Genomic DNA, 24,654 nt, shown 5'->3' with positions numbered 1-24,654 from the left:
GGGGCCGGCCGGGGCGGGGCCGCCGGGGCAGCGCTTGCTTGGGCCGGAGGCCGGAGGCCGGACGCCGGGAGCCGGGGAGGGGGCGGGGCTCAGGCTCAGGGGCGTATGCGCAGCCCCCTGGGGGTGGCGTGGAAGCCCGCTGTCTCCAGGGCCCGGGCCAGCGGCGAGGTCAGCGCCGGGGTGCCATTGGCCCGCTCCACGGTGACCGTCCCGACGGTGCCCGCGCGGGCCGCGCCCGCCAGGGCCTCGGCTGCGGCGTGGAGAGCCGGGTCATCGGGGTCCTGTGCCCAGGCGAGGAGGGTCTTGCCGCCGCGCTCCATGTACAGCGTCAGCGCGCCGTCGACCAGCACGACCAGGGAGCCCGCCTTCCGGCCCGGTTTGTGGGACGCGCCGTCCGGGGGCTCGGGCCAGGGGAGGGCCGCGCCATAGGCGTTGGCGGGGTCGGCCGCGGCCAGCACCACCGCGTGCGGAGCCGTGTGCTCCCCGGCGCGCTCGCGCGCGGTGGCGGCGGCGCGCAGCCGGTCCACCGCGCCGTCCATCGCGAACTGGGCCGCGCCGAGCCCCTCCACCACATAGCCCCGGCGGGCCTGCCCGCTGTCCTCGAAGGCCGACAGGATGCGGTAGACCGCGGAGAAACCGCCCTCCACCCCCTCCGCGGCCACCGCTCCCCGGGTCACCACTCCGTGCCGGTCCAGCAGGCTCCGCGCGAGGGCGTGGGCGCGGTGCGTGGGATCGGGCTCGGCGGCCGGCAGCAGGGACCACCGGCCGCTGACCGTCGGCGGGCCGTTGCGGGACGCGGCGCGGGCCACCGCGGCCGGAACGCCGTATCTGCCCCGGGGGACGGTCCGCCGGGCCCGGTGGGCGGTGGACCCGGCGGTCCGGCCCGAACCCAGCAGGGAGCGCAGCGGGGCGAGGGTGTCATTGGTGAGCCGGCCCGACCAGGCCAGCTCCCAGACGGCGTCGGCGAGTTGCGGATCGGTGGCGTCCGGGTGCGTGGTGGCCCGCACCTGGTCCGCGATCTGGCGGAAGAACAGTCCGTACCCGGGGGCCAGCGCGGTGAGCACCGACTCGTGGAGGGCCGTCGGCTCCAGCGGGTGCGGTGGAGCGAGCAGCAGCGGCGCCGAGTCGGCGAGATGGAGCGAGACCCAGCCGTCCTTGCCGGGCAGCGAGCCCGCGCCGGCCCACACCACCTCGCCGGTCGTGGTCAGTTCGTCCAGCAGGGCGGGCGAGTAGCCCTGGACCCGGGAGGGCAGGATCAGCTTCTCCAGCGCGGAGGCGGGGACGGCGGCCCCCTGGAGCTGCTCGACCGCCCGGGCCAGCCCGTCGATTCCGCGCAGGCTGTTGTCGCCGAGATGCTGCCACCGGGGGAGGAAGGCGGCCAGCGCGGCGGGCGGCACGGGCTCCAGCTCATGGCGCAGAGCCGCCAGCGAGCGTCTCCGCAGCCTCCGCAGCACGGTCGCGTCGCACCACTCCTGGCCGATGCCCGAGGGATGGAACTCGCCCTGCACGACCCGCCCGCCGGCGGCCAGCCGCTGGAGGGCGCCGTCCGTGACGGCGGCCCCGAGGCCGAAGCGGGCCGCGGCCGCGGTGGAGGTGAAGGGGCCGTGGGTGCGGGCGAAGCGGGCGAGCAGATCCCCCAGGGGGTCCTTGACCGGCTCGGTGAAAGCCTCCGGGACCCCGACCGGGAGGGCGGTGCCGAGCGCGTCCCGCAGCCGGCCCGCGTCCTCGACGGCCGCCCAGTGGTCCACCGCCGCGATCCGCACCCGGATGGCCCGCCGGGCTTCCGCCAGGTGCTCGGCCCACCGAGGATCGGCGCCGCGCTCCGCCAGCTCGGCGGCGGTCAGCGGGCCGAGGACCCGCAGCAGATCGGCGACGCCCTCCGCGTCCTTCACCTTTCTGTCGTCGGTGAGCCACTGGAGCTCGCGCTCCAGTTCGGTGAGCACCTCCGCGTCCAGCAGTTCGCGCAGCTCGGCCTGGCCGAGCAGCTCCGCCAGGAGCCGGGAGTCCAGTGAGAGGGCGGCGGCCCGGCGCTCGGCGAGCGGCGAGTCCCCCTCGTACAGGAACTGGGCGACATAGCCGAAGAGCAGCGAGCGCGCGAACGGGGAGGGCTCGGCCGTGGTCACCTCCACCATGCGCACCCGGCGGGACTCGATGTCGCCCATGAGTTCGGTGAGGCCGGGGACGTCGAAGACGTCCTGGAGGCACTCGCGCACCGCCTCCAGGACGATCGGGAAGGACCCGAACTCGCTCGCGACCTGGAGCAGCTGCGCCGCCCGCTGGCGCTGCTGCCACAGCGGGGTGCGCCTGCCCGGGGAGCGGCGGGGCAGCAGCAGCGCCCGGGCCGCGCACTCGCGGAACCGGGAGGCGAAGAGCGCCGAGCCGCCCACCTGATCGGTGACGATCCGCTCGATCTCGCCCCGGTCGAAGACGGCGTCCCCGGCGCCCACCGGGGCCTGCTCGCTGTCGAACGCGGTATCCGCGTGGCCGGCCCGGGCGGGGTCCTGGTCCAGCAGGTCCAAGCCCATCAGGTCGGCGTCGGGCAGCCGCAGCACGATTCCGTCGTCGGCGTGCATGACCTGCGCGTCCATGCCGTAGCGCTCGGCGAGCCGGGCACCGAGCGCCAGCGCCCACGGCGCGTGCACCTGGGCGCCGAACGGGGAGTGGATCACCACCCGCCAGTCGCCCAGCTCGTCCCGGAACCGCTCCACCAGAATCGTCCGGTCATCGGGGACATGACCGCAGGACTCGCGCTGCTCGGCGAGGTACGCCAGTACATTGCCGGCGGCCCACGCGTCCAGCCCGGCGGCCAGCAGACGCAGCCGGGCGTCCTCCTCGGACAGCGAGCCGACCTCGCGCAGGAACGCGCCCACCGCCCGCCCCAGCTCCAGTGGCCGCCCCAGCTGGTCGCCCTTCCAGAAGGGCAGCCGGCCCGGCACTCCGGGCGCGGGGGAGACCAGGACCCGGTCGCGGGTGATGTCCTCGATCCGCCAGGAGGTGGTGCCCAGGGTGAAGACATCGCCCACCCGGGACTCGTACACCATCTCCTCGTCCAGCTCCCCGACCCTGCCGCCGCCCTTCTTCGGGTCCGCGCCGGCGAGGAAGACCCCGAAGAGGCCCCGGTCCGGGATGGTGCCGCCGGAGGTGACGGCGAGCCGCTGGGCTCCCGGCCTGCCGGTGACGGTGCCGGCGATCCGGTCCCACACCACGCGCGGGCGCAGTTCGGCGAAGGCGTCGGAGGGATAGCGCCCGGCGAGCATGTCCAGCACGGCGGTGAACGCCGAATCGGGCAGCGCGGCGAACGGGGCCGCCCGGCGGGTCAGCGCCAGCAGGTCGTCGGCCTGCCAGGTGTCCAGGGCGACCATCGCCACCAGTTGCTGCGCCAGTACGTCCAGGGGGTTGGAGGGAATCCGCAGCGCCTCGATGGACCCCGTGCGCATCCGCTCGGTGACCACGGCCGCCTGCACCAGATCGCCCCGGTATTTGGGGAAGACGACACCCGTGGAGACCGCCCCGACCTGGTGCCCTGCCCGGCCCACCCGCTGGAGGCCGGAGGCGACGGAAGGAGGCGACTCGACCTGGACCACCAGATCGACCGCGCCCATGTCGATACCCAGCTCCAGGCTGGAGGTGGCCACCACGGCGGGCAGCCGGCCGGCTTTGAGGTCCTCCTCCACCAGGGCGCGCTGCTCCTTGGAGACCGAGCCGTGGTGCGCGCGGGCGAGCAGCGGCGGCGCGCCCTGCGCCGCCCCGGACTGGGCCATGATCTCGGCCGGGGTCCCCGCGCCGGGCGCGCCCGGGCCGGAACCGGAGGGGTCGAAGGGGGTGCCGGTGGCCCGTTCGTAGGCGATCTCGTTGAGGCGGTTGCACAGCCGCTCCGCCAGCCGGCGGGAGTTGGCGAAGACGATGGTCGAGCGGTGGGACTGGACGAGATCGGCGATCCGCTCCTCCACATGCGGCCAGATCGACGGCCGGTCGCCGTCCCCGGAGGAGCCCGGCGGCCCTCCCGGACCCGGCGGGCCCAGGGCGCCGGGGGAGCCTGACGACGCCGGGGACCCCGACGACGCCGGGGAGCCGCCCAGCTCGCCCAGGTCCTCGACCGGGACGACCACCGACAGATCGAACTCCTTCCCCGACGGCGGCTGGACGATCTCCACCCTCCGCTGCGGGGAGAGATAGCGGGCGACCTCGTCCACCGGGCGCACCGTCGCCGAGAGGCCGATCCGGCGGGCCGGGCGCGGCAGCAGCTCGTCCAGCCGCTCCAGGGAGAGGGCCAGATGCGCGCCCCGCTTGGTCCCGGCGACCGCGTGCACCTCGTCGAGGATCACCGTCTCGATGCCCGCCAGGGCGTCCCGTGCGGAGGAGGTGAGCATCAGGAACAGCGACTCGGGCGTGGTGATCAGAATGTCCGGCGGCCGGGTGGCCAGGGACCGGCGCTCGGCGGGCGGGGTGTCGCCGGAGCGGATGCCGACCCGGACCTCGGGCTCCGGCAGCCCCAGCCGGACCGCTTCCTGCCGGATGCCGGTCAGCGGGGAGCGGAGATTGCGCTCCACATCGACGGCCAGGGCCTTCAGCGGGGAGACGTACAGGACCCGGCAGCGCATCTTGGCGTCCGCCGGCGGGGGAGCGGTCGCGAGGCGGTCCAGCGCGGCGAGAAAGGCGGCCAGGGTCTTCCCGGACCCCGTCGGAGCCACCACCAGGACATCCGACCCCTCCCCGATCGCCCGCCAGGCCCCCTCCTGCGCCGCCGTGGGCGCGTGGAAGGCTCCGGTGAACCAGCCGCGGGTCGCGGCGGAGAAGGAGTCGAGCGCAGTCCGGGTCATGTCCCCCATCGTGCACCGCCCCACTGACATCCGGCCCGACACCGCCCGAGCACACAGCGAAAGAGCAGGTCAGCGCCGGTAAGCGGGTCGGCAGGCGGGGCGAGGCGGCAGAATGGTCCGCATGGCGGCGGAGCGGGAGTGGGCCCGGCACTGGCAGTACGAGGAACTGCCGGGGCTCGATCTGCTCCGCGCCCGCTACGTCAGCCACACCTTCCGTCTCCACAGCCACGAGGGCTTCACGTTCGGCGCGATCAGCGGGGGCGCGGAGGCGCTGGTCCTGCCCGAGGGACCCGTCATGGCCCGCCCCGGCAGCGTCGTCATGATCAACCCCGAGGTTCCGCACTCGGCGCACGCCGGAATCCCCGAAGGCTGGACCTACGCCACCCTCTACCCCTCGGTCGAGCTGGTCGCGGGGATAGCGGAGGAGGTCACCACCGTGCGGGGCACCCCCGGTCTGGACCGGACGATCGTCCACGACCCGCGGACCGCCGAGCTGATACGCGCCGTGCACCTGGCCGCCGAGGCCGGGAACGCGCTCGCCGCCGACAGCATGCTCCGGGTCGCCGTCGCCCGGCTCCTCTCCCGGCACGGCAGCCGGCTGCCCTCCCGTGCCGCGGCGCACTCCGGCGCCCGCACGGCCGCCCGGGCCCGGGCCCTGCTGGAGGAGCGCATGGCCGAGCCGCCCTCCCTGGACCGGCTGGCCAAGGAGCTGGGAACCAGCCCTTTCGCCCTGCTGCGCGCCTTCAAGGCGGCCTACGGCATGCCCCCGCACACCTGGCTCACCAACGCCCGGGTGCGCCGGGCCCGCGCCCTCCTGGACGACGGAAGCACCGTCGCCGACGCGGCCGTCTCCGTGGGCTTCGCCGATCAGCCGCATCTGAACCGGCACTTCACCCGGATCGTGGGAGTACCGCCCGGCGCGTACCGCAAGGAACGCGCCGCCGCGCACGGCACCGCGCCGCGCGCCCCCCGCGCGCAGGACGGCTCACGAGGCGCAAGAACGTACAAGACCGGGGCCGGCGACCCCGCGTACGGTCCGGCGGGTGGCAGAACAGAGAATCCATCCAGAGAGCCGGAACCCGGCACTCCCTGACATACCCGGCGCGTTCCCTCGCGGCGGGCCGGCCGCGCGGACACTGAGCGCACGGGACGGAGCACCGGCGGTGGCCGCGCCGGAGGCCGCCGGACTCCCGGAAGGCGCGCCGCGCGCGCCGGGCCGGTTGCCGGCCCCCGCCGTGCCGGTGAAGCCTGTGCCGGGGGAGTCTGTGCCGGGGGAGTCTGTGCCGGAGAAGCCGGACTCGTCCGTCATCCGTGACGCGCTGGGCGTCGGCGTGGCGGTCGGTCTCTCCGGCTTCGCCTTCGGCGTCACCTCGGCGGGCGCCGGGCTCAGCGTGCTGCAGACCTGTGCCCTGAGCCTGCTGGTCTTCACCGGTGCCTCGCAGTTCGCCCTGGTCGGAGCGGTCGCGGCGGGAGGCAACCCGCTCACCGCGGTCGCCGGAGCCTTCTTCCTCGGCGTCCGCAACGCGTTCTACGGGCTGCGGCTCTCCCAGGTGCTCGCGCTGCCCCGGTTCGTCCGCCCGTTCGCCGCCCACTGGGTGATCGACGAGACCACGGCCGTCGCCCTCGCCCAGCACACCCGGCGCAGTGCCCGTCTCGGCTTCACCGTGACCGGTCTCACGCTGTACGTGCTCTGGAATCTGACCACCCTCGGCGGCGCGCTCGGCGCCGAGGCCATCGGGGACACCGACGCCTGGGGACTCGACGCCGCGGGGCCCGCCGTCTTCCTGGCGCTCCTCGCCCCCATGCTGCGCACGCCGGCCGAGCGGATGGTCGCCGGGCTCGCGGTCGTCATCGGCCTCGGGCTGCTGCCCCTGCTGCCCGCGGGAGTGCCGGTGCTGCTCGCCGCGCTCGCCGCACCCGCCGTGCTGTGGCTCAAGGGCCGCCGGGCGGGTGACGGGAAACGCCGGGCGGGTGACGGGAAACGCCGGGCGGGTGATGGCGAACGCCGGGCGGGCGACGGCGGCCACCACGGGCAGCCCGACGGCCGGGGAGAGCCGGAGCCGGGCGGTCACGGAGAGCCCGTCGCCCCGGGAGGGCCCCAGGGCCACGGAGAGTCCGGGGAACGCTTGAAGGGGGAGAACCGTTGACTCTGTGGATCGTCATCGCGGCCACCGCCCTCGGCTGCTATCTCGTCAAGCTCGCCGGCCTGCTCGTACCGGCCGACGCCCTGGAACGGCCCCTCGTCCAGCGGCTGGCGGCCCTCGTGCCGGTCGCCCTGCTGGCCGCCCTCACCGCCCAGCAGACCTTCAGCGTGCACACGGACCTCGTGGTCGACGCCCGGGCTGCCGGGCTCGGCGCGGCGGCGCTCGCGCTGGTCCTGCGCGCCCCCTTCCTCGTGGTGGTCGGCACGGCGGTCGCGGTCACGGCGGGGGTGCGGGCCCTGAGCGGCTGACCGGGGCCCGGGCGCGGGACCGCGTCCGACTGCCCGCGTCCGACTGACCGGGCCGGGGCCCGAGGCACGAGCGGCGGCCCGGTCGCGCGCGCCCCGCCGGCCCCGGGCCCGGTCGACCAGCCCGTCGGTCCGTCGGCCCGTCGGGTCCGTCAGCCGATCAGCCGCCCGTGCGCCCGCAGGGTCCGCAGCGCCTCGATCGTCACCATCGGCCGCGCCTCCAGCGCCGTCCCCGGCGCCCACTGGCGCCACCGCACCGGCCACCCGCCGTCCTCCCGCTGCTCGCGCTCCAACTGGTCCAGCGAGCGCTCCATCTCCTCGTCCGTGAACCAGCGCCGGGCCAGCGACCCGGGGGTCCGCGCGTAGTCGTACGGATAGTGGTGCTCGCCCGGCGCGTAGCCATCGGCCACCGGACAGTCGGCGACCCGCTCCGGGTCGAGCACCACCAGCCGCTGCTCGCGGACCAGCCGCCCCAGCCGGTCCGCCGCCACCTCGGCGCGCGCCCGGTCGGGCACTCCGTCCAGGAAGGTGATCGCGGCCTCGATCTCGTACGGATGCGACCGGTCGAGTCCGCCGATCGCCGCCCAGCAGAAATCCGTGGCCCGGAAGAGCCAGGCGTGCCAGACCTGATTGCGGTGGAGCAGCCCGACCACGGGGCCGGTGGCCAGCAGCTCGCCCGGCGGATCGTCCACGAGGGGGATGAACGGGGCGGCCGGATAGCCGCGCTGCGAGGGATGGATCGCCGGGAGCGCCCCCTCCCGGGTCGAGATGCCGGTGAAGTAGCGGCACATCCGCTCCACCCGCTGCCCGCCGCAGCGCCCGATGGAGTCCAGCACGCGCAGCGCGTGCCCCGAGTGCAGGGGCTGGCTCACGGGTCCGCGCAGATCGGGTTCGAGGGCGTGGCCGTAGCCGCCGTCCCCGTTGAGATACGCCGACAGGGCGGCCTCGACGGCGTCCGGGTCGCCGCCCAGGAAGTGGTACGCGAAACGCCGCTGCTCCAGCACCCGTGCGGTCAGCCAGATGAACCGCTCGGCGCGGGCCAGCGGTGGGGGCGAGGTCGCGGGGCCTCGTTCTTCTCCGGTTCCAGCCATGGCACCGACCGTAGGGTGGAAAGTGCTCCTGGCATACGGAACGGGCGGTACCGCAACCCTGGGGCGGGATACTGGCGTCATGCGGTTGACGATTTTCTGGGAACGGATGGCGGAGCACTTCGGACCGTCCTACGCCGACTCCTTCGCACGTGATCATGTGATGGCCGAGCTGGGCGGACGGACGGTGCACGAGGCCCTGGACGCGGGGTGGGACGCGAAGGACGTGTGGCGGGCGGTCTGCGCCGCCGTCGGCGTACCGGCGGACCGCAGGTGACCGCGCCCGCGCGCTCCGCCCCGGCGGAGCGGGCGGGCGCATGAGCACCGCGCGCGGTAGGCGAGACTGAACCCCGTGGCCCCGAAGACCGACAGAAGTGACCAGGACAGCAGCGCCGGCGACGGCGGGACCGACAGCACCGGCCGGGACAGATCCGCCCGGCGCGGCCGCGACAGGACCGGCCGCGACAGGACCGGCCGCGACGGCCGGGGCGGCACCGGTACGCGGGCCGACGCGGGCGTCCCCCGGCAGGCCGGCGCGGACGACGGTCCCCGCGAGGAGGGGTGCGGCATCCCCGCGGACGAGACCGTCCCCCCGTCCGGCCCGCCGCCCGAGCACCCCGCGGAGGCCACGGGTCCGTCCCGTATGCCCCGCTGGCTGCCCCGCGCGATGGTGCTCGCGCTGGCCCTCTACGCCTGCTTCCAGCTCGGCAACTGGGCCTTCCACCAGCTCATCGGGCTGCTGATCAACATTCTGATCGCCTTCTTCCTGGCGCTGGCGATCGAGCCCGCCGTCGGCAGGATGGCGGCCCGGGGCATGCGCCGGGGCCTCGCCACCTTCCTGGTCTTCCTCGGGGTGGTCGTCTCGGGCGTCGGCTTCGTCGTGCTCCTCGGCTCGATGCTCGCGGACCAGATCGCCACCATGGTCGAGGACTTTCCCCAGTACCTCGACTCGGTCATCAGCTGGATCAACACCAACTTCGACACCGAGCTGTCCCGGGTGGAGGTCCAGGACAGCCTGCTGCGCTCGGACTGGCTGCGGCAGTACGTCGAGAACAACGCGAGCGGTGTTCTGGATGTCTCGGCCACCGTCCTCGGCGGGCTGTTCAAGCTGCTGACGATCCTCCTGTTCTCGTTCTACTTCGCCGCCGACGGGCCCCGGCTGCGCCGCGCGCTCTGCTCCGTACTGCCTCCGGCCAAGCAGACCGAGGTGCTGCGCGCCTGGGAGATCGCCGTCGACAAGACGGGCGGTTATCTCTACTCGCGCGGGCTCATGGCCCTGATCTCCGGCGCCGCGCACTACGTCCTGCTGGAGTTCCTCGGCGTGCCCTACGCCCCCGCCCTCGCCGTCTGGGTCGGCCTGGTCTCCCAGTTCATCCCCACCATCGGCACCTATCTGGCGGGCGCGCTGCCCATGCTGATCGCCTTCACCGAGAACCCCTGGTACACCCTGTGGGTGCTCGGCTTCGTGGTGGTGTACCAGCAGTTCGAGAACTACGTCCTCCAGCCGAAGCTCACCGCCAGGACCGTGGACATCCACCCGGCCGTCGCCTTCGGCTCCGTCATCGCCGGTACGGCCCTGATGGGGGCGGTCGGCGCGCTGATCGCGATCCCGGCGGTCGCCACGCTCCAGGCCTTCCTGGGGGCCTATGTGAAGCGGTACACCGTCACCGACGACCCCCGGGTGCAGGGCCACCGGCAGCGGAACGGCCGGCAGCTGCTGGGGAGGGCGCGCGCGGTCCTGGCCAGGGGCCGCAACGCCCGGCCCCCGGCCGACCGGGTCTGAGCCCGTCCGCCGTCCGCCCCTCCTCCGGTCCCGGGGGAGGGGCTCCGTGGTTCCGGGCCGGCTCCCGGCGACGCGCCGAGGGGGGCGCTTGACACTGAAATCGAACATCCATTCTCATGGAGTGCGGGACCCCTGGCCGCCGGGAGTTTTCCACAGGCCGGAGAGGACGCCGGGGCCCATTGTCAGTGGCAGGGGTTAGCGTCTTTGACGTGAAGAGATCGACACAAGCAAATCGGGTGGAACCCATGGCAGGAACCGACCGCGAGAAGGCGCTCGACGCCGCGCTCGCACAGATTGAACGGCAATTCGGCAAGGGCGCGGTGATGCGCCTCGGCGAGCGGCCGAACGAGCCCATCGAGGTCATCCCCACCGGGTCGACCGCGCTCGATGTCGCCCTCGGCGTCGGCGGGCTGCCGCGCGGCCGTGTGGTGGAGGTCTACGGGCCGGAGTCCTCCGGCAAGACGACCCTCACCCTGCACGCCGTCGCCAATGCCCAGAAGGCGGGCGGCTCGGTCGCCTTCATCGACGCCGAGCACGCTCTCGACCCCGAGTACGCGAAGAAGCTGGGCGTCGACATCGACTCCCTGATCCTCTCCCAGCCGGACAACGGCGAGCAGGCGCTGGAGATCGTCGACATGCTCGTCCGCTCCGGCGCGCTCGACCTGATCGTGATCGACTCCGTGGCGGCGCTCGTGCCGCGCGCGGAGATCGAGGGCGAGATGGGCGACTCGCACGTGGGCCTCCAGGCCCGGCTGATGAGCCAGGCGCTCCGGAAGATCACCAGTGCGCTCAACCAGTCGAAGACGACCGCGATCTTCATCAACCAGCTCCGCGAGAAGATCGGTGTGATGTTCGGCTCGCCGGAGACCACGACCGGTGGCCGGGCACTGAAGTTCTACGCCTCGGTCCGGCTGGACATCCGGCGCATCGAGACCCTCAAGGACGGCACGGACGCGGTCGGCAACCGCACCCGCGTCAAGGTCGTCAAGAACAAGGTGGCGCCGCCCTTCAAGCAGGCCGAGTTCGACATCCTCTACGGGCAGGGGATCAGCCGCGAGGGCGGTCTGATCGACATGGGCGTGGAGCACGGCTTCGTCCGCAAGGCCGGTGCCTGGTACACGTACGAGGGCGACCAGCTCGGTCAGGGCAAGGAGAACGCCCGCAACTTCCTGAAGGACAACCCCGATCTCGCGGATGAGATCGAGAAGAAGATCAAGGACAAGCTGGGTGTCGGGGTCAGGCCGGAGGCCCCTGGAGCCGAGCCGGGTCCGGACGCGGCGGGTGCCGCGGCCGATGAGACAGCCAAGTCGGTGCCCGCGCCCGCCACCAAGGCCAAGTCGGCCAAGGCGGCGGTGGCCAAGAGCTAGGGCCCGCCGTGCCTTTTTCACCGAAGGGGCGACCCGAAGGACAGGGCGGCGGCTCCGGCCCGTCGAGGGCCGGGACGGAGCCGCCGCCCCAGGACCCCGCCGAGCGGGCGCGGGCGATCTGCCTGCGCCTGCTCACCGGGACCCCGCGCACCCGGAAGCAGCTCGCGGACGCACTGCACAAGCGGGAGATCCCCGTGGAAGTGGCCGAGGAGGTGCTCTCCCGATTCGAGGATGTCGGCCTGATCAATGACGCGGCCTTCGCGGACGCCTGGGTGGAGTCCCGGCACCACGGCCGGGGCCTCGCCCGCCGGGCACTCGCCCGCGAGCTGCGCACCAAAGGCGTCGACCCGACGCTGATCGATGACGCGATGGGGCAGCTCGACTCCGACCAGGAGGAGCGGACCGCGCGCGAACTGGTCGCCCGCCGGCTCCGCTCGACCCGCGGTCTCGACCGCGACCGGCGCGTGCGCCGCCTGGCCGGAATGCTCGCCCGCAAGGGGTACGGAGAGGGAGTGGCGCTCCGGGTGGTCAGACGGGCGCTGGAGGAGGAGGGCGAGGAGATGGAGGACCTGGGGGAGGGGTTCTGAGGAGAGCGGGCAGCGCTGTTCAGGGCCTCCCCCGGCCCGGGGCCTACCGCTCCACCGGCAGGCCCGCCGCCTTCCACGCCTGGAAGCCCCCGATCAGATCGGTCGCGCGGTGGAGCCCCAGCCTGCGCAGCGACTCGGCCGCGAGAGAGGAGGCGTACCCCTCGTTGCAGATCACCACGACCCGAAGATCATGGCTGACCGCCTCCGGCGCGCGGTGGCTGCCCTGGGGATCGAGCCGCCACTCCAGCTCATTGCGCTCCACGACCAGCGCTCCGGGGATCAGACCGTCCCGGTCGCGCAGGGCCGCGTAGCGGATGTCCACCAGCAGGGCGCCCGCGGCAGCCTCCTCGGCTGCCTTCCCGGCCCCGACGCGGTCGAGATCCGCGCGGACCTCCTCCAGCAGTTCGTCTATCCCGGTCGGGCTCTCGTGGCCGGGGTCGTCATGGATGCTCACTGCCAGTCCTCCGGGCGCTCGACATGCTCCAGCCGCAGTACCGCGCCGGTCCGGCTGAACCGGCGGATCAGCGGCAGCGGCGGATAGTACGCGTGGACCGATACGGCGTGCTCGGTGGCGGACTCGTTCAGCACCTCGTGCACATGGTGGGTGCCGAACGCCCGGCCCCGGCCGGCCGCCAGCCGCCGTTCACGGTCCACTCCGTCGTGGAGTTCCAGGGTCTTCCAGCCGCTGGCGGGGAGACGCACGGCGAGCGAGTGCTCCTTCAGCTCGCCGGACGCCGTGGCGAACGCGCCCAGCGACTCGGCGTGGTCGTGCCAGCCGGTGCCCGAGCCGGGCGGCCAGCCGATCAGCCATGCCTCGCTGCCGCGCGGACCGTCCAGGCGCACCCAGGTGCGGCCCTCGGGGTCGAGGGGGAGCGAGGCGATCAGTTCACTGTCGGCGGCGACCCGGCGGGTGAAGTCGAGCAGTTCGGCGGAGGTGGGCCCCACCACTCCGGTCCGCCCGAAGGACGGGGGCGCGGGAGCGGCCGGGGAAGCGGAGGGGGAGGAGACAGGGGGAGGCACGGGCTGGGTCATGGAGTCGTCCTGGAAGTTCGCTGGAGCGCGCGCGGGGCACAGCGGCCCACAGCGCGGTGAAGGGAGGCGAATTCAGCAGGACGTCCGACACACGCAGCCCGCATAGCGAAGCAGGTCCATATGGACCCTCCGCCACAGGCGCACATTGGTGTCGGTCATAGTCGGGAGTACACCACGCTGATCTTCAGTGGTCAATTGACGTCCGCGGTGCGGTCACTGGGTTCAGGGGACCGCTCCCCGCCCCGGGCGGCGTCCGCCGCCGCGTACAGCTCGGCGGGCCGTACGCCGGAGAACGCGGCGACCAGATGGCCGTCCGGCCTGACCAGCAGGACGGCATGGGCCGACGCGCCCGGGTACTCCTCCGTCACCAGCAGCTCCGCCCGTACCGGAAGCGCGGTCACCGCCGCGGCCAGCCGTGGCATCACTCCCGCGCTCTGCCAGTGGCGCCGGTCCCAGACCCCGGTGCCGGGCGCGACCAGCACCACCAGCGAGCGGCCCCGGCCCAGCCGGTCCCGCAGCCGGGTGACCGTCCCGTCCGGCGCGGTCACCCGGACGTCCGCGGCCGGAGCCCCGTCGGCCGTGCCGACCAGGATCTGCGAGGGGGCGGGTTCGGGTGCGAGGGGGGAGTGCGCGTAGCCGGGCGGCGCGCCGAGCGGCCCCTGCCCGAGATGGCCGTCGGTCAGCAGGGTGTCGTGCCCGCGCGCGGCGCCCGGGAGCCGGCCGCGCAGCGCACCGCCGCCGCGCAGGGCCGGCAGCGCCTGGTCGGCGGCGCGCAGCCGCGCCGCGATCGAGGCACGGCGCTCCGACTGATAGCTGTCCAGCAGCGCTTCGGAGGCACCGTGGTGCCAGGCGAGCGCCAGCTTCCACGCCAGGTTCTCGGCGTCCCGCAGCCCTTCGTCGAGCCCCTGGGTGCCGAGCGCGCCGAGCAGATGCGCCGCGTCCCCCGCGAGAAAGGCCCGCTCCACCCGCCAGCGCCGGGCCAGCCGGTGGTGGACCGTGTGGACACCGGTGTCGAGGAGGTCGTACGGGGGTGTCTCGCCGCACCAGCCGGCCAGCGTGTCCCGGACCCGGGCGACCAGGGTGTCCGGGGTGACCAGTTCGCCGCTGGGCGGCAGCAGCCAGTCCAGCCGCCAGACATCGTCGGGCAGCGGACGGGCCGTGATCTCGTCGCCGCCCGACCGCCAGGGCGGCTGCCGGTGCAGCATCGCCTCGTCGGGCCAGGGAAGCCGGGTGCGCAGGGTGGCGACCGCGTGCCGCTCCACCGCCGTACGGCCGGGGAAACGGATGTCGAGGAGCTTGCGGACCGTCGAGCGCGCGCCGTCGCAGCCCACCACATGGCTGCCGCGCCACCAGGTCGCCTCCGCTCCCCGGGTGTGCACGGCCACGCCGTCCGCGTCCTGCTCCAGCGCGTCCACATGGCTGCCGGTGACCAGGGTGGCCAGTGGTTCGGCTCCGACGGCGTCCCGCAGCCCGCGGGCCAGAGCGTGCTGGGGGATGTGCACCGGGGAGGGGATGACATCGGCGTCCGCGGTGCCCCCCGGGGCGGTTGCCAGGACCAGCTGCCGGAGCTGCTGCTTGCGCCGCATCGACCGCCAGCCCGTCCAGCGGCTCCCCTCGTCACGGATCGTCGCGCAGCCCAGCCGTTCGGCCAGGGCGGCGGTGTCGTCCCGCAGGACCACCGTCCGGGCGGGGCGCGGCTCCTCGCCGCCGGTGCTCTCGTCGAGCACCACGGAGGGGACCCCCTGCTGGGCGAGGGCGAGCGCGAGAGCCAGTCCGACCGGACCCCCGCCGACGACGATCACCGGGTCCACGGCGTGACTCCTGAGGCTCGGCGGGGCTCGTGGGGCACCGGAGTCGCTGAGGTCGTGCCAAGAGGGGTGCTGCGGGCCCGGTGCGTGATCACAGAACGTATGCAACCGACTGGGGGTGCCTGCGTCAAGTGACCGAGGAGTGGCATGGCGTGCGCCGATCCGCCGGATGCCGCGCCTCGTCGCCGGGCGTGGACAGGGGCGGTGGCGTCAGTGCGCCACCGCCCCTGTCCGTCCGCCGAGCCGGTACCGGGTCAGACCCCGCCGCCGAGCCCCGCGTCGATCTTCTTGATGTCCACGACGGTGGCGGCGCTCTTCTTCGTCCGCCGGGCCCGGCCCTCCAGCCAGCTCGCGAAGCTGGTGAGCGCGAAGTTGAGCAGGATGTAGATCAGCGAGATCACCGCGAACGCGGCGATGGTGTTGGCCCCGTAGTTGGCGGTGATCGCCCGGTACTGGGAGAGCAGTTCCGGGAGGGCGAGCATCGCCCCGCCCAGGGCGGTGTCCTTCACGATGACCACCAGCTGGCTGACCAGCGCGGGCAGCATCGCCGTCACCGCCTGCGGCAGCAGGACGAAGGCCATGATCTGGCCCTTGCGCATACCGATCGCCTTCGCGGCGTCGCTCTGCCCGTTGGGGAGCGAGAGGATGCCGGCCCGCACGATCTCGGCGATCACCGAGGCGTTGTACAGGACCAGGCCGGTGACCACCGCGTACAGCGGCCGGATGTCCGACGAGATCGCGGTCATCGGCACGTACAGCGCGTGGGCGAAGAGCATCAGCAGCAGGACCGGGATGGCGCGGAAGAACTCGACCACGGTTCCGACGGGTACCCGTATCCACGCGTGGTCGGAGAGCCGGCCGATGCCGAGCGCGGCGCCGAGCGGCAGCGCGATCGCCACGGAGAGGGCCGCCGCCTTGGCGGTCTCCCAGAGCCCCGGCAGCAGGAAGGTGGTCCACACCTTGGAGTCCGTGACGAACGGGCTCCACTTCTTGGCATCCAGCTGGTCCTTGTCGGCCATGGTGCCGAGCACCCACCACGCGACCGCGCCGAGCACCGCGACGAACACGGCCGTGTAGAGCAGATTGCGCTGCTTGGCCCTGGGGCCGGGGGCGTCGTACAGAACGGACGTCATCGCTTCACCGCCATGCGCTTGGCCACCCAGCCGAGCAGCAGACCCATCGGCAGCGTCAGCACGATGAAGCCGAAGGCGAAGACCGAGAAGACGGCGTAGACCGCGTCGGCCTCGTTCTCGATCATTTCCTTCATCAGCAGCGATGCCTCCGCCACCCCGATCGCCGAGGCGACTGTGGTGTTCTTGGTCAGGGCGATCAGCACATTCGCCAGCGGGGCGACGACCGCGCGGAACGCCTGGGGGAGGACTATCAGGGTCAGCACCTGGAAGAAGCTGAGCCCCAGGGCCCGGGCCGCCTCGGCCTGGCCGACGGGCACGGTGTTGATACCGGAGCGGAGCGCCTCACAGACGAAGGTGCCGGTGTAGGCGGTGAGGCCGAGGACGGCCATCCGGAAGCCGATGTCGTCGAAGGTCTCGGCGCCGAACTTGACGCCCAGCGTGTGGGCGAGCCCCAGCGAACACGCGACGATGAACACCGTCAGCGGGGTGTTGCGGACCACATTGACGTAGCCGCCGGCGAAGGCCCGCATCACCGGGACGGGACCGACCCGCATACCGGCCAGCAGGGTTCCCCAGAGCAGGGAACCGATGGCCGAGTAGACGGCCAGCTTGGCCGTCATCCAGAACGCGTCGAGCAGGTCGTACTGCCCGGAATCGAGAAAGTCGAACACGTTGACCCGCGATCTCTCCTGGTTGGATCGTGGCACGTGCCACCGGCCGTGGCCGGTGGCACGTCACCGCTGGCCTCAGCTGGTCTCGCTGATCGGCGGGGCGGGCTCGTACTTGTAGCCCGCGGGGCCGAAGTGGGCCTTGGCGTACTTCTCCCAGGAGCCGTCCTTCTGCATCTTCTCAAGGGCCTTGTTGATCTTGCCCTGGAGTTCCGTGTCGCCCTTCTTGAGGCCGATGCCGTAGGGCTCGTCGGTCAGCTTCAGACCGATCAGCTTGAACTTGCCCTGGTGCTCCTTCTGCGCGGCGTAGCCGGCGAGGACGGAGTCATCGGTGGTCAGGGCGTCGATGGACTTGTTCTCCAGGCCCGTCAGGCACTCCGAGTAGCCGCCGACCTGCTGGAGGTCCGCGTCGGGCGCCAGCTTCTCCTTGACGTTCTGCGCCGGGGTGGAGCCGGTGACCGAACACAGCTTCTTGCTGTTGAGGTCCTTCGCCTCCTTGATCGAGTCGTCGTCGGTGCGCACCATCAGGTCCTGGTGGGCCATGAAGTACGGTCCGGCGAAGGAGACCTCGGCCTTGCGCTTCTCGTTGATCGTGTAGCTGCCGGAGATGAACTTGACATCGCCGTTGCGGATCATGGTCTCGCGCTGGCCGCTGGGGGCCTGCTTCCAGACGATCTTCTCGGGCCCGTACCCCAGCTCCTTGGCGATGTAGCGGGCGACATCGACGTCGAAGCCGGTGTACTTGCCGTCCGTGGTCTTCAGGCCGATGCCGGGCTGGTCGAACTTGATGCCGATGGTGATCTTGTCCCCATCGCCGCCCGAGCCGCTGTCACCGCCGCAGGCGGTGAGCGTCAGGGAGAGGGTCAGACCCGTGGCCACGGCCACCGATGCCTTGCGGAGCTTCATGGTGAACATCCCTTGCGTCGTGGTTCGTCGGTCGGCGTCAGTGGTGCAGGATCTTCGACAGGAAGTCCTTGGCCCGGTCACTGCGCGGATTGCTGAAGAACTCCTCGGGCTCGGCCTCTTCGACGATCCTGCCGTCGGCCATGAAGACCACCCGGTTGGCGGCGGAGCGGGCGAAGCCCATCTCATGCGTGACGACGACCATGGTCATTCCGTCCCGCGCCAGTTGCTGCATGACTTCGAGCACCTCGTTGATCATCTCCGGGTCGAGCGCCGATGTGGGCTCGTCGAAGAGGATCACCTTGGGGTCCATCGCCAACGCCCGTGCGATCGCGACGCGTTGCTGCTGCCCGCCGGAGAGCTGCGCCGGGTACTTGTCGCTCTGGGAGCCGACGCCGACCCGGTCGAGGAGCCGGCGTGCCTTCTCCTCGGCGGCCCGCTTCTCCGTGCGGCGGACCTTGACCTGGCCCAGCATCACGTTCTCCAGCACGGTTTTGTGCGCGAAGAGGTTGAAGGACTGGAAGACCATGCCGACATCGGCGCGGAGCCTGGCGAGCTCCCGGCCCTCCTGGGGCAGTGGCTTCCCGTCGATCGAGATCGCGCCGGAGTCGATTGTCTCCAGCCGGTTGATGGTGCGGCACAGGGTGGATTTCCCGGACCCGGAGGGTCCGATGACAACCACGACCTCGCCCCGGGCGATCGTGAGATCGATGTCCTGGAGCACATGCAGCGCGCCGAAGTGCTTGTTCACGCCGTTCAGCACGACCAGGTCGCCCGATACCGGGACAACGTCCCCTGGGGACTTGGTCTTTGCTACTCCGCTCATCGGCTTATCGCTCCGTCCTCCTCGGTTGGGAGGACATTAGTGACGCGGTGCGATCAGCGTCATTACATCTGAGCGGAAATTGAGCATAACGATATGGCTTCGGGTGGACACTATGGGTGAAGGAGGTGACGCGCGGCGTACCGGGTGGATAACGGAAACCGGCTGTCAGGGGAATGTCCCTTGACTCCCCGGCGGGGAATCGGCCTTGATTCCGTGGTGGGTGGTGACGTCGGCCACACCGCACACCGGCACCCGGAAGGGCGGGACGCACCGCACACTGGACCGTGGGCCGGACGCGTCCGCACCGGCGCCCACCGATGAACCGACCGATCACGCCGACCGATGACACCGACCGATGACACCGACCGATCACGCCACCGAGGGGGGCCATGAGGCTGCTGCTTGTCGAGGACGACAACCATGTCGCCGCCGCGCTCTCCGCGGTGCTCGCCCGGCACGGTTTCGACGTGGTCCACGCCCGCAACGGCGAGGAGGCGCTGCACGCCGTGCTGCCCGCCTCCCACCCGGGCAAGCCGGCCTTCGGCGTGATCCTGCTGGACCTGGGCCTGCCCGATCAGGACGGCTACCAGGTCTGCGGCAAGCTCCGGAAGCTCACCTCCACCCCGGTGATCATGGTGACCGCGCGCTCCGATGTGCGCTCCCGGATTCACGGGCTCAACCTCGGTGCCGACGACTATGTCGTCAAGCCGTACGACACCGGGGAGCTGCTGGCCCGCATCCACGCCGTCAGCCGGCGCACCGTGAGCGGGGACGAACCCGCCGCGCCGGTGGCCGAGGACGGACTGCGGCTCGGCCCGGTCACCATCGAGCTGCCCACCCGCAGGGTCAGCGTCGACGGTACGGAGGTGCAGCTGACCCGCAAGGAGTTCGATCTGCTGGCGCTGCTCGCCCAGCGGCCGGGGGTCGTCTTCCGCCGGGAGCAGATCATCAGCGAGGTCTGGCGCACCAACTGGGAGGGGACCGGACGCACCCTTGAGGTGCATGTGGCCTCCCTGCGCTCCAAGCTCCATCTGCCGGCCCTGATCGAGACCGTCCGAGGCGTCGGCTACCGCCTCGTCGTGCCGGCGGTCTGACCTGTCCCGTGCGCACCCGACTCCTTCCCCTGCTGATCGTCCTCATGGCGGGCGTGCTGCTCGCGCTCGGCTTCCCGCTCGCCGTGAGCACCGCCGCCGCCCAGCAGCAGCGGGTCGTCGTGGACCGCATCGACGACACCGTGCGGTTCGCCGCCCTCGCGCAGTTCGTCACCGAGACGGACCGCAGGGGAGAGCGCCGCTCGACCCTCCAGGGGCAGCTCAACCGCTACAACACCACCTACGGCATCAACGCGGGTGTCTTCGACCGCGACGGCGGCACCATGGCCGGCGCCCCGGAGAACTGGCGCGTCCCGAAGACCGGCGAGGGCTTCAAGGCGTTCAACGAGGCACTGTCGGGACGGCGCAGCCAGGACCCGCCCCAGGTGTGGCCCTGGCAGACCGACGGCCGTCTGGTCGTCGCCTCGCCGGTGGTACGGGACGGGGACGTGGTCGCCGTCGTCTTCACCGATTCCCCCACCGGCCAACTGCGGGCACGCATCCTCCGCGGCTGGCTGCTGATCGCCGCGGGCGAGGCGGCGGCGATGCTGCTCGCCGTGGGCGCCGCCTTCCGCCTCACGGGCTGGGTGCTGCGGCCCGTGCGCATCCTGGACGCCGCCACCCACGACATCGCCACCGGACAGCTCAACTCCCGGGTCGCGGCGGCCGGCGGACCACCGGAGCTGCGCCGGCTGGCCCGCTCCTTCAACGAGATGGCCGACCATGTCGAGGAGGTGCTGGAACAGCAGCGCGCCTTTGTCGCCGACGCCTCCCACCAGCTCCGCAACCCCCTGGCCGCGCTCCTGCTCCGCATCGAACTGCTCGCACTCGAACTGCCCGAGGGCAATGAGGAGATCGCCTCGGTCCGCACCGAGGGCAAACGCCTGGCCCAGGTCCTGGACGATCTCCTCGACCTGGCGCTCGCGGAGCACACCTCGGCGGCCCTCCGGCTCACGGACATCGGCGCACTCGCCGCCGAGCGGGTCGCCTCCTGGCGTCCGGTCGCCGACGACAAGGGCGTCCGCCTCACGGAGCACCGTGCGGCGGTCACGGCCTGGGCCGATCCCATCGCGCTCTCCAGCGCCCTGGACGCGGTGATCGACAACGCCCTGAAGTTCACCCCGCGCGGAGCGGAGGTCGCCCTCTCGGTGGCCTCGCGGGGCACCGAATGCACGATCACCGTCGTGGACGGCGGCCCCGGCCTCACCGATGAGGAGCTCTCCCGTATCGGCGACCGCTTCTGGCGCAGCGGGCGCCACCAGAACATCAAGGGCTCCGGCCTGGGTCTCTCCATCTCCCGCGCCCTCCTCTCGGCCGGTGGCGGCCGGATCTCCTACGCCCATCACGAGCCGCGCGGCCTCCGGGTGACCGTCACCCTGCCCCGTACGGCTCCCTGAGAAAGGCAGACCCGGGGAGGCCGGAGCCCCGGGGAGGGCAGGCCCCGGGGAGCGGCCCCCCGTGAGCGCGGGCCCGCTCCTAGGGCTTCACCGAGGCGTAGTAGCGGCGTGCTCCCTCGTGCAGTGCCAGCGGGTCCGTGTAGACCGCGGTGCGCAGATCCACCAGCTGGGCGGGGTGGACCGTCTTGCCGATGCGGTCCCGGCTCTCGATCACCGTGCGGGTGAAGCCCTCGACCATCGCCGTGTCCATCCGGTCGGTGGTCACCAGCAGGTTCGGCACCGCCATCGTGGTCACCGGCAGCCCGCTCTGCGCCTCGACATAGGCGTCCGGCGGCATCACCGCCAGGCGGTAGTGGCTCGTCGCCGAGCCGCTGGTGGCATGCACCTTGTCGATCAGGTCCGCCTCCAGCGGCACCAGCTGTATCGGCAGCCGCTCGGAGAGCTTCTGTATCGCGCCGGTCGGCAGCCCGCCCGACCAGAAGAAGGCGTCCAGCTCGCCCCCTGCCAGCAGGTCCGGCACCTTGTCTATCCCGGCGGGCACCGCTTCCATGTCCTTGGCGGGGTCGATGCCGGCGGCCGTGAGCAGCCGGTTGGCGACCAGCTGCACCCCCGACCCCTCCGGCCCGATCCCCACCGACGAACCCCTCAGGTCCCCGATCTCCTTCACCGGCGAGCCCTTGCGCACCACCAGCTGCACATAGTCGTCGTACAGCCGGGCGCAGCCGCGGAGCCGGTCCGCGCCCGGGCTGCCGTCCTGCCGGTACTTGGCGACGGCGTCGGCGGTGGCGACGGTGAAGTCCGCCTCGCCGGCCGCGACCCTCGCCAGGTTCTGCTGCGATCCCTCACTCGTCCTGAGGTCTATGTCCACCGCCGGCATGTCCCGGGCGAGGGCCTCCTTGAGCAGCACGCCGTACCGCTGGTAGACGCCGTTCTGGAGGCCGGTGCTGAAGGTGACGGAGCCGCTGGGGCCGGGGTCGCCCATGGGCAGCAGCCACCAGAGCAGCAGCCCGAGCAGCGTCAGCCCGGCCGCCGACACCTGAAGGGCGCGACGGCGGCTGGATCGGGACATGGCCTGGAACATGTTTGCGATCCTGCCAGGTCGTCTCCCGCCGTGGCCAGGATCTGTCCAGGGGACGCCAGAAGCGGGGGAGCGCCGTTCCGGGGCAGAGCTGTCCCCGGCACCGCCTACCCTTGTCACATGACCAGCAGTGACCGGAGCCAGGCAGTGGACGTTCAGCGCAGTTACGAGATCCGCACCTACGGGTGCCAGATGAACGTCCATGATTCCGAACGCCTGTCCGGACTGCTGGAGGGCGCGGGCTATGTCCGCGCCCCCAAGGACGCCGACGGTGACGCCGATGTCGTCGTCTTCAACACCTGCGCCGTCCGGGAGAACGCGGACAACAAGCTCTACGGCAACCTGGGCCGGCTCGCCCCCATGAAGACCAGGCGCCCCGGCATGCAGATCGCCGTCGGCGGCTGTCTCGCCCAGAAGGACCGCGACACCATCGTCACCCGGGCCCCCTGGGTCGATGTCGTCTTCGGCACCCACAACATCGGCAAGCTGCCCGTCCTGCTGGAGCGCGCCCGCGTCCAGGAGGAGGCCCAGGTCGAGATCGCCGAGTCCCTGGAGGCCTTCCCCTCCACGCTGCCGACCCGCCGCGAGTCCGCCTACGCCGCCTGGGTCTCCATCTCGGTCGGCTGCAACAACACCTGCACCTTCTGCATCGTGCCCGCGCTGCGCGGCAAGGAGAAGGACCGCCGTCCCGGCGACATCCTGGCGGAGATCGAGGCCCTGGTCGCCGAGGGTGTCTCCGAGATCACCCTCCTCGGCCAGAACGTCAACGCCTACGGCTCCGACATCGGCGACCGCGAGGCCTTCAGCAAGCTGCTGCGCGCCTGCGGAGCCGTCGAGGGGCTCGAACGCGTCCGCTTCACCTCGCCGCACCCCCGCGACTTCACCGACGACGTGATCGCGGCGATGGCGGAGACCCCCAATGTGATGCCGCAGCTCCACATGCCCCTCCAGTCCGGCTCGGACACCGTGCTCAGGGCGATGCGCCGCTCGTACCGCCAGGAGCGTTTCCTCGGCATCATCGAGAAGGTGCGCGCCGCGATCCCGCACGCCGCCATCTCCACCGACATCATCGTGGGCTTCCCCGGCGAGACCGAGGAGGACTTCGAGCAGACCCTGCACACGGTCCGCGAGGCGCGCTTCGCCAACGCCTTCACCTTCCAGTACTCCAAGCGGCCCGGCACCCCCGCCGCGACCATGGACGGCCAGATCCCCAAGGAGGTCGTCCAGGCCCGCTACGAGCGCCTGGTGGCCCTCCAGGAGGAGATCTCCTGGGACGAGAACAAGAAGCAGGTCGGCCGGACCCTGGAGGTCATGGTCGCCGAGGGGGAGGGCCGCAAGGACGGCGCCACCCACCGCCTCTCGGGCCGCGCCCCCGACAACCGGCTGGTCCACTTCACCAAGCCGGACCAGGAGGTGCGCCCCGGTGACGTGGTGACCGTCGAGATCACCTACGCGGCGCCGCACCATCTGCTCGCCGAGGGACAGGTCTCCGCCGTGCGCCGCACCCGCGCCGGGGACGCCTGGCAGAAGCGCCAGGACGCCCCGGCCGCCCAGCCCGCCGGTGTGATGCTGGGCCTGCCGCGGATCGGCGTCCCCGAGCCGCTGCCGGCGGCCGCCGCCCCGGCCTGCGGCCTGGGCTGACGCGTCCGGCCCGACGGCTGGCGGGCCTCCTCCGCGCCGCTCGGCGGCCACTGGCACCGCTCCCAGGGGCGCGGGCCCGCTCCCGTCCCGTCGGACGCGCCCCCCGGCGCGATACCCCCTCCGCGCCGCGCCCCGAACCCCCGGCCGGCGCGGGGTCCACGGGGCCGGCGGCTCCGGCCGGGCCGGGCCCCCCGATACGGACTAGGCTGCCGATCATGCTTGTCGCCGCCGCCGTCTGCCCCTGTCCTCCGCTGCTCGTGCCCGAGGTCGCCGCGGGCGCCGCGCCCGAACTGGACGCGGCACGGGCCGCGTGCGCCGACGCCGTGGGCGTGCTCGCCGCCGCCCGCCCCGATCTGCTGTTCGTGGTCGGCCCCGCCGCCGACCCGGACCGGGGCACCCATCACGCGGGGGCGACGGGCTCCTTCCGGGGCTTCGGCGTGGACGTCGCGGTACGTCTCGGAACCGGCCGGCCCCAGGAGCGCGAGCTGCCGCCCTCCCTGGCCGTCGCCGCCTGGCTGCTGGGCCGGGCGCACTGGGCGCCCCCCGTCGAGGGGCTGGCGGTCGCCGAGGACATGGAACCGGCGCGGGCACTCGCGGCCGGGCGCCTGGCCGGGGCCCGGGCCGACCGGGTCGCCCTGCTGGCGATGGGGGACGGCAGCGCCTGCCGCACCCTGAAGGCCCCCGGCTACCTCGACGAGCGGGCCGAGGCCTTCGACGCGCTGGCGACCAGGGCGCTGGGGGACGCCGACACCGGGGCCCTGGCGGCGCTGGACGCCCCGCTGGCGTACGAACTCAAGGCGGCGGGCCGCTCCACCTGGCAGGTGCTCGCCGGTGCCGCCGAGGGCGCGGGACTCGCCGGGCGGCTCCTCTACGAGGACGCGCCCTACGGGGTCGGCTACTCCGTCGCCGCCTGGTCCTGAAGGCCCGCGCCGGACCGGCCCGCGCGACCGGCCCGCGCGACGGCGGACGGCCGCGGAGCATGC

21 protein-coding genes and 1 pseudogene are annotated in these 24,654 nt (G+C 72.8%); 11 read left to right on the top strand and 11 right to left on the bottom strand.

Annotated features, from left to right (window positions below):
• Positions 1–95: 95 nt before the first annotated feature.
• A complete protein-coding gene (locus tag ACWCRA_RS26285; protein ID WP_451068750.1) occupies positions 96–4,820 on the bottom strand; it encodes an ATP-dependent helicase in 4,725 nt (1,574 codons plus the stop codon).
• A gap of 121 nt (positions 4,821–4,941) precedes the next feature.
• Here ACWCRA_RS26285 and ACWCRA_RS26280 point away from each other — a divergent pair, with 121 nt between their 5' ends.
• The 3 genes from ACWCRA_RS26280 to ACWCRA_RS26270 all read left to right on the top strand — a co-directional run bounded on the left by ACWCRA_RS26280 (position 4,942) and on the right by ACWCRA_RS26270 (position 7,272).
• Complete coding sequence (locus ACWCRA_RS26280) at positions 4,942–5,913, top strand: helix-turn-helix transcriptional regulator (RefSeq protein ID WP_351543579.1); 972 nt, start codon at positions 4,942–4,944, stop codon at positions 5,911–5,913.
• A 148-nt stretch (positions 5,914–6,061) separates the two neighbouring features.
• On the top strand, positions 6,062–6,967 hold the full coding sequence (locus ACWCRA_RS26275) for an AzlC family ABC transporter permease (protein WP_451068759.1): 906 nt from the start codon (positions 6,062–6,064) through the stop codon (positions 6,965–6,967).
• Positions 6,964–7,272, top strand: a complete 309-nt coding sequence (locus tag ACWCRA_RS26270) for an AzlD domain-containing protein (RefSeq protein ID WP_351543576.1) — start codon at positions 6,964–6,966, stop codon at positions 7,270–7,272. Before ACWCRA_RS26275 ends, ACWCRA_RS26270 begins: the two co-directional genes overlap by 4 nt.
• A 149-nt stretch (positions 7,273–7,421) precedes the next feature.
• Here the strand turns inward: ACWCRA_RS26270 and ACWCRA_RS26265 are convergent, their stop codons facing one another.
• Positions 7,422–8,360, bottom strand: coding sequence for a hypothetical protein (locus tag ACWCRA_RS26265; RefSeq protein WP_351543575.1), 939 nt, complete (start codon positions 8,358–8,360; stop codon positions 7,422–7,424).
• A 79-nt stretch (positions 8,361–8,439) separates the two neighbouring features.
• Between ACWCRA_RS26265 and ACWCRA_RS26260 the strand changes: the two genes are divergently transcribed.
• The 4 genes and pseudogenes from ACWCRA_RS26260 to recX all read left to right on the top strand — a co-directional run.
• Complete coding sequence (locus ACWCRA_RS26260) at positions 8,440–8,634, top strand: DUF3046 domain-containing protein (protein WP_351543572.1); 195 nt, start codon at positions 8,440–8,442, stop codon at positions 8,632–8,634.
• Between the two features lie 366 nt (positions 8,635–9,000).
• Positions 9,001–10,140 carry an AI-2E family transporter gene (locus ACWCRA_RS26255; protein ID WP_351543653.1) on the top strand — a complete coding sequence of 380 codons (1,140 nt, stop codon included), beginning with the start codon at positions 9,001–9,003 and terminating at the stop codon, positions 10,138–10,140.
• 245 nt (positions 10,141–10,385) lie between these two features.
• Positions 10,386–11,507, top strand: a complete 1,122-nt coding sequence (gene recA / locus ACWCRA_RS26250; protein ID WP_351543569.1) for a recombinase RecA — start codon at positions 10,386–10,388, stop codon at positions 11,505–11,507.
• Positions 11,486–12,094: pseudogene (recX, locus tag ACWCRA_RS26245) on the top strand (recombination regulator RecX); the annotation flags it as partial. The gene recA and the pseudogene recX, both read left to right, overlap by 22 nt.
• 43 nt (positions 12,095–12,137) lie before the next feature.
• On the opposite strand, the gene ACWCRA_RS26240 reads toward recX, so the two are convergent.
• The 8 genes from ACWCRA_RS26240 to ACWCRA_RS26205 form a co-directional block, all read right to left on the bottom strand.
• Positions 12,138–12,548, bottom strand: a complete 411-nt coding sequence (locus ACWCRA_RS26240) for a rhodanese-like domain-containing protein (protein WP_451068749.1) — start codon at positions 12,546–12,548, stop codon at positions 12,138–12,140.
• On the bottom strand, positions 12,545–13,126 hold the full coding sequence (locus tag ACWCRA_RS26235; protein WP_351543563.1) for a cupin domain-containing protein: 582 nt from the start codon (positions 13,124–13,126) through the stop codon (positions 12,545–12,547). The genes ACWCRA_RS26240 and ACWCRA_RS26235 overlap by 4 nt, the downstream gene beginning before the upstream one ends.
• A 72-nt stretch (positions 13,127–13,198) precedes the next feature.
• On the bottom strand, positions 13,199–13,285 hold the full coding sequence (locus tag ACWCRA_RS26230) for a putative leader peptide (protein ID WP_351543650.1): 87 nt from the start codon (positions 13,283–13,285) through the stop codon (positions 13,199–13,201).
• Positions 13,286–13,317: 32 nt separating this feature from the next.
• Entirely contained in the window at positions 13,318–14,937 is a 1,620-nt protein-coding gene (locus tag ACWCRA_RS26225; protein WP_351543560.1) for an FAD-dependent monooxygenase, read from the bottom strand.
• A 251-nt stretch (positions 14,938–15,188) separates the two neighbouring features.
• Positions 15,189–16,067, bottom strand: coding sequence for an amino acid ABC transporter permease (locus tag ACWCRA_RS26220; RefSeq protein WP_351543557.1), 879 nt, complete (start codon positions 16,065–16,067; stop codon positions 15,189–15,191).
• The gene (locus tag ACWCRA_RS26215; protein ID WP_351543554.1) at positions 16,064–16,738 is read right to left on the bottom strand and encodes an amino acid ABC transporter permease; all 675 of its coding nucleotides are present in this window, start codon (positions 16,736–16,738) and stop codon (positions 16,064–16,066) included. Before ACWCRA_RS26215 ends, ACWCRA_RS26220 begins: the two co-directional genes overlap by 4 nt.
• A 75-nt stretch (positions 16,739–16,813) precedes the next feature.
• Positions 16,814–17,641 carry a glutamate ABC transporter substrate-binding protein gene (locus ACWCRA_RS26210; protein ID WP_351543552.1) on the bottom strand — a complete coding sequence of 276 codons (828 nt, stop codon included), beginning with the start codon at positions 17,639–17,641 and terminating at the stop codon, positions 16,814–16,816.
• A 37-nt stretch (positions 17,642–17,678) separates the two neighbouring features.
• Positions 17,679–18,464, bottom strand: coding sequence for an amino acid ABC transporter ATP-binding protein (locus tag ACWCRA_RS26205; RefSeq protein ID WP_351543549.1), 786 nt, complete (start codon positions 18,462–18,464; stop codon positions 17,679–17,681).
• 389 nt (positions 18,465–18,853) lie between these two features.
• Here ACWCRA_RS26205 and ACWCRA_RS26200 point away from each other — a divergent pair, with 389 nt between their 5' ends.
• Together ACWCRA_RS26200 and ACWCRA_RS26195 are read left to right on the top strand one after the other, a co-directional pair.
• A complete protein-coding gene (locus ACWCRA_RS26200) occupies positions 18,854–19,558 on the top strand; it encodes a response regulator transcription factor (protein ID WP_351543547.1) in 705 nt (234 codons plus the stop codon).
• 8 nt (positions 19,559–19,566) lie between these two features.
• A complete protein-coding gene (locus tag ACWCRA_RS26195; RefSeq protein WP_451068748.1) occupies positions 19,567–20,952 on the top strand; it encodes an ATP-binding protein in 1,386 nt (461 codons plus the stop codon).
• A gap of 79 nt (positions 20,953–21,031) precedes the next feature.
• Here ACWCRA_RS26195 and ACWCRA_RS26190 read toward each other — a convergent pair whose 3' ends face one another.
• Entirely contained in the window at positions 21,032–22,033 is a 1,002-nt protein-coding gene (locus ACWCRA_RS26190) for a TAXI family TRAP transporter solute-binding subunit (RefSeq protein ID WP_451068747.1), read from the bottom strand.
• Between the two features lie 117 nt (positions 22,034–22,150).
• Here ACWCRA_RS26190 and miaB point away from each other — a divergent pair, with 117 nt between their 5' ends.
• Positions 22,151–23,671 carry a tRNA (N6-isopentenyl adenosine(37)-C2)-methylthiotransferase MiaB gene (gene miaB, locus ACWCRA_RS26185; protein ID WP_451068746.1) on the top strand — a complete coding sequence of 507 codons (1,521 nt, stop codon included), beginning with the start codon at positions 22,151–22,153 and terminating at the stop codon, positions 23,669–23,671.
• A gap of 215 nt (positions 23,672–23,886) precedes the next feature.
• Positions 23,887–24,591, top strand: coding sequence for a class III extradiol ring-cleavage dioxygenase family protein (locus ACWCRA_RS26180; protein ID WP_351543536.1), 705 nt, complete (start codon positions 23,887–23,889; stop codon positions 24,589–24,591).
• The last annotated feature ends 63 nt before the right edge of the window (positions 24,592–24,654 follow it).

The sequence above is a fragment of the Streptomyces sp. NPDC001889 genome, from assembly GCF_053594535.1.
The sequence above is the reverse complement of the archived record's forward strand: the minus strand, read 5'-3'. Positions and strand labels throughout refer to the sequence as shown.

Coding starts and splice junctions, on each gene's coding strand:
- ACWCRA_RS26200 (WP_351543547.1), top strand. CDS start 18,854: ATGAGGCTGCTGCTTGTCGAGGACGACAACCATGTCGCCGCCGCGCTC.
- ACWCRA_RS26220 (WP_351543557.1), bottom strand. CDS start 16,067: ATGACGTCCGTTCTGTACGACGCCCCCGGCCCCAGGGCCAAGCAGCGC.
- ACWCRA_RS26280 (WP_351543579.1), top strand. CDS start 4,942: ATGGCGGCGGAGCGGGAGTGGGCCCGGCACTGGCAGTACGAGGAACTG.
- miaB (WP_451068746.1), top strand. CDS start 22,151: ATGACCAGCAGTGACCGGAGCCAGGCAGTGGACGTTCAGCGCAGTTAC.
- ACWCRA_RS26235 (WP_351543563.1), bottom strand. CDS start 13,126: ATGACCCAGCCCGTGCCTCCCCCTGTCTCCTCCCCCTCCGCTTCCCCG.
- ACWCRA_RS26285 (WP_451068750.1), bottom strand. CDS start 4,820: ATGACCCGGACTGCGCTCGACTCCTTCTCCGCCGCGACCCGCGGCTGG.
- ACWCRA_RS26255 (WP_351543653.1), top strand. CDS start 9,001: ATGCCCCGCTGGCTGCCCCGCGCGATGGTGCTCGCGCTGGCCCTCTAC.
- ACWCRA_RS26260 (WP_351543572.1), top strand. CDS start 8,440: ATGCGGTTGACGATTTTCTGGGAACGGATGGCGGAGCACTTCGGACCG.
- ACWCRA_RS26265 (WP_351543575.1), bottom strand. CDS start 8,360: ATGGCTGGAACCGGAGAAGAACGAGGCCCCGCGACCTCGCCCCCACCG.
- ACWCRA_RS26205 (WP_351543549.1), bottom strand. CDS start 18,464: ATGAGCGGAGTAGCAAAGACCAAGTCCCCAGGGGACGTTGTCCCGGTA.
- ACWCRA_RS26230 (WP_351543650.1), bottom strand. CDS start 13,285: ATGACCGACACCAATGTGCGCCTGTGGCGGAGGGTCCATATGGACCTG.
- ACWCRA_RS26210 (WP_351543552.1), bottom strand. CDS start 17,641: ATGAAGCTCCGCAAGGCATCGGTGGCCGTGGCCACGGGTCTGACCCTC.
- ACWCRA_RS26180 (WP_351543536.1), top strand. CDS start 23,887: ATGCTTGTCGCCGCCGCCGTCTGCCCCTGTCCTCCGCTGCTCGTGCCC.
- ACWCRA_RS26190 (WP_451068747.1), bottom strand. CDS start 22,033: ATGTTCCAGGCCATGTCCCGATCCAGCCGCCGTCGCGCCCTTCAGGTG.
- recA (WP_351543569.1), top strand. CDS start 10,386: ATGGCAGGAACCGACCGCGAGAAGGCGCTCGACGCCGCGCTCGCACAG.